At 47.5% G+C, this 3739-nt stretch carries 3 protein-coding genes; 2 read left to right on the forward strand and 1 reads right to left on the reverse strand.

The window, feature by feature from the left end; all coding sequences use genetic code 11:
- Together N5O98_RS26260 and N5O98_RS26265 are read left to right on the forward strand one after the other, a co-directional pair.
- Nucleotides 1–1245, forward strand: a 1245-nt coding sequence (locus N5O98_RS26260; RefSeq protein WP_269496171.1) for an ATP-binding protein, incomplete at its 5' end; no start/stop codon positions are given.
- Between the two features lie 5 nt (nucleotides 1246–1250).
- A complete protein-coding gene (locus N5O98_RS26265; RefSeq protein WP_202194168.1) occupies nucleotides 1251–1664 on the forward strand; it encodes a hypothetical protein in 414 nt (137 codons plus the stop codon).
- Between the two features lie 94 nt (nucleotides 1665–1758).
- Here the strand turns inward: N5O98_RS26265 and mobC are convergent, their stop codons facing one another.
- Entirely contained in the window at nucleotides 1759–3738 is a 1980-nt protein-coding gene (gene mobC / locus N5O98_RS26270) for a conjugal transfer protein MobC (RefSeq protein WP_269496174.1), read from the reverse strand.
- Nucleotide 3739 lies beyond the last annotated feature (1 nt).

Raw genomic sequence — 3739 nt, forward strand, 5'->3', positions numbered from 1 at the left:
AGTGCTGAAACCATCAGACGAATCGAGCCGTTTGCGACCATTGATATATCCTATACAGACATTCCGGGAACGAACAAAAGTGTTATAGCTTTATCAGCGGAAGAACAACGATATATGCGCCCGTTCACCTATAAGGGGAGGGCTTATCAACGGATAGAGAGCGTTACATCTGCCATGCCGCAGGGTATATACAACCTGTTGGTTATGCAGCGAGGCGGAACCTATGCTTGGGATTCCATGCAAAATCCCAGCTTGAAAATATCCGACCTTGACGAAACGGCAATCTTGGGCGCAGTACGTGGAGGAATCAGAGGCGGACGTTTGCCGGAAGGTTCTATGCAGGAGGATGTCCGAACCATCCTTGAAAAATTTGACTTGTTGAATGATGGAAAGCTGAACAATGCTTCCGTTGTCCTATTCGGACGAAACTTCTACCATTATCCCCAATGTCTGCTCCGTTTAGCCCGGTTCAAAGGAACGACAAAAGATGAATTTTTAGATAATCAGCGTGTGACAGGCAATATATTCAACTTGCTGGATGCTGCAATGGCATTTTTCTTCAAGCATTTGTCCCTTTCCGGTAAAATTGAAGGTTTGTACAGAGAAGAGGAACTGAATGTGCCATATAAGGCATTGAGAGAATGTTGCATAAATGCTTTTGCACATCGTGTTTACCATCGCCCCGGCAGTTCAGTCGGGATTGCTATCTATGATGACCGCGTGGAGATTGAAAACAGCGGAACATTTCCGCCTGATATTACCATTGAGAAACTGTTGGGTGGCCACAATTCCGAACCACAAAATCTGATAGTAGCCAATGTGCTGTACAAAAGTGCAGTATTGGAGAGTTGGGGACGTGGCATAGCCCTTATGGTAAACGAATGTCGCCGTGTCGGTATTCCGGATCCGGAGTTTCATACCGACGGCAATGCTGTATGGATTGTGTTTCATTATACAAGAACTACAGTAGGACAAGACCCCACAGCAACCCCACAGCAACCCTATAGTAACCCCACAGTAACCCCACAGTTAGGAAAACTGTTGTCTGCTATTGGGAACAACACTCTCTCTGCTAAAGAAATCATGGAGAAAACGGGAATGAAAGATAAAAGGAATTTCTTAAAGAACTATATCCATCCGGCAATAAATTCCGGTTTGGTCCTTTCACTTTATCCCGTAGGCTCCAAGAGTCCGCAACAGAAATACTATCTTACTGATAAAGGTAAAGGTTTCCTGCAACAATAACGGGTATGGCTAAAAAGAAGAAACATAAGAATGATGTAAAAACTGATTTACCGATAATCATGGATTATGGTATCGGCAGTATATCCGTTTATGACCCGGCAGACATGATGCCATACAACGAGCCGCCAATTAGCGAACAAATCCGCTTCAAGAAACTCGGCAAAGAGATGAAATCCGAGTTCAAGTGGCTGGTATCTTCCGTAGTGATTGAGTATTGGCAAGAAAACCGACAGATACCTTTCGGTGAAGAAATGTCGAAACTCAGAACCAGACTGTTGAGAATGTTTGCCGAAGAATACAGCATACTGCTTAAAGACGATACAGAGCTGAAAAATTATTTGCTGACGCTTGCCATTACCACCATCAACAAGCATCTCAAATCTGAGAATAAAAAGAGGGTGTCAAAACTCTCTTTTTAACAAAATTACCCTTGCTACAGATATCTGTGACAGGGGTAATTTTCATATTTTGGGTGTTTTGACACATCCCCTTTTTCACATATAAAGGAATCTGTTATTTCTGCTGCAACAGGTGTTTCAAGTTTTCATCATTTGCGATACGTTCCAGTTCCTCTTGAACAATCTGCTTCACTTCCTCCTTGATGCGCCTGTAATTCGCCTGAACCGTTTCCTTCATGCGGTCGTTGCCGTCCCCGTCCGTAAAGTCGGTAATGACGGGGATTTTCTTGTAGGCTTTCTCCTCGCGCCTCACCTTCTCGGCATCCACGACAATCTCGCAATGGAAAATCTTCTGCTCGATACGCTCGTTGAAGTTGTCGGACACCGAACCGACAAACATACCCTGCGTCAAGCCGGAAATCTTGCTCGGCGGGATGAGTGAATCCATCTGCGTGTTGATGGAGGTGGAAACATCCTGCCGGTTGATGGAAATGGACTGCCGTTTCTGCAACACCTTACCGAAGCGTTCGGAAAGCGTCTTGGCGGTTTCACCCACCACCTGACCGGAAAAGATATTGCCGACGGTGTTCATCACGACCTTCGCTTCTTTATCACCGTAGTCGCGCACCAACTGGCTAAAATCCTGAAAGCCCAGACACACGGCAACCTTGTTGCTTCGCGCGGTGGCGATAAGGTTGTCCAACCCCTTGAAATAAATCGTGGGCAGCTCGTCGATGATGACCGACGACTTCAGCATCCCTTTCTTGTTGATGAGTTTCACGATACGGGAGTTATACAGACCGAGAGCGGCCCCGTAGATATTCTGACGGTCGGGATTGTTGCCCACACAGAGTATTTTCGGTTCTTCGGGGTTGTTGATGTCCAGCGTGAACTCGCTGTCCGACATCACCCAATAGAGCTGCGGGGAAATCATCCTTGACAAAGGGATTTTCGCGCTTGCTATCTGCCCCATCAACTGCTCCGCAGCCCCTCCGAGCCATGCGTCCATGAACGGAGAAAGATAGTTTTCCAATTCCGGGTAAGAGGTCAGTATCGGGAAAATATCCTCATAGCGGCGGTTCAGGAACTCAATCGCATGGGGGAACGTGCAGTATTTGCCGCCTTGATAGATTTTGAGATACCATATAATGCTGGCAAACAAAATAATAGGTGATTCCACAAAGAAGTCCCCCTGCTTCTGCACCCACGTTTTATTGAGGTTGAGCATTATCGTATAGGCACTCTCGTAGGCATCCGTAATATCCTCCATGAAATCCGGGTGGATGGGATTACAGCGGTGCGAGCGTCGCGGGTCGTCGAAGTTTATCACATAAAACTTCGGCTTCACCTTGTAACCCTCCGGGTGGTTCAGCAGATGGTTGTAGGCGATTGTAGATAAGTCGCTGAATTTGAAGTCATATACATACATCGAAAAGCCCTTTTCAATCTGCTGCTTGATGAAACTGTTTACCACCGCGTATGACTTTCCACTACCCGGCGTACCCAACACGATGGAGGCACGAAAAGGATTCACCACATTGATCCAGCCGTTGTTCCAACGCTTTTTGTAGTAGAACCGTGTCGGCAGATTGACCGAATACTCGCTTTCGATAAGCCGCGTTTCCTGCATGAAGCTCTCGTTCTCGTTGTTGAACACATCATCCATGAGGTTGTGCTTCAACAGGCGGCTCAACCACAGACCGCCCATCAGCAGGAATACATAGCCCGCGCCAACGGCCAGGATATACAGTCCCGTCACCGCCTCCACCGGCAATGGCAGGGCCAGTATCCACCAGTTGAGGAAGAACAGCACGAAGCCCACGGCAAGGACCGCCCAGATTTTCCCCCACGTAATTTTCTCGCCCTTCACGCCCTTTGTCCCCAGACAGGACAGGGCAAGCAGGAGGACGGCAAATAGTTTCGTGTAGAGGATGGAACGGAACAGCCCCGCCGTGCGGTTGAAGTTCATCAGTATCCTGTCCACCACACCGATGTCCACACCCCAGAGCCGTATGGCTTCATAACAGAACCAGTACACGTTCATGACCACTAAAATAATACTCACGGCACGCAGAAAATCCATGATTTTCGCCAAT

The sequence above is a fragment of the Bacteroides sp. LFL-34 genome (assembly GCF_027257075.1).
Lineage (GTDB): Bacteria > Bacteroidota > Bacteroidia > Bacteroidales > Bacteroidaceae > Bacteroides > Bacteroides ovatus.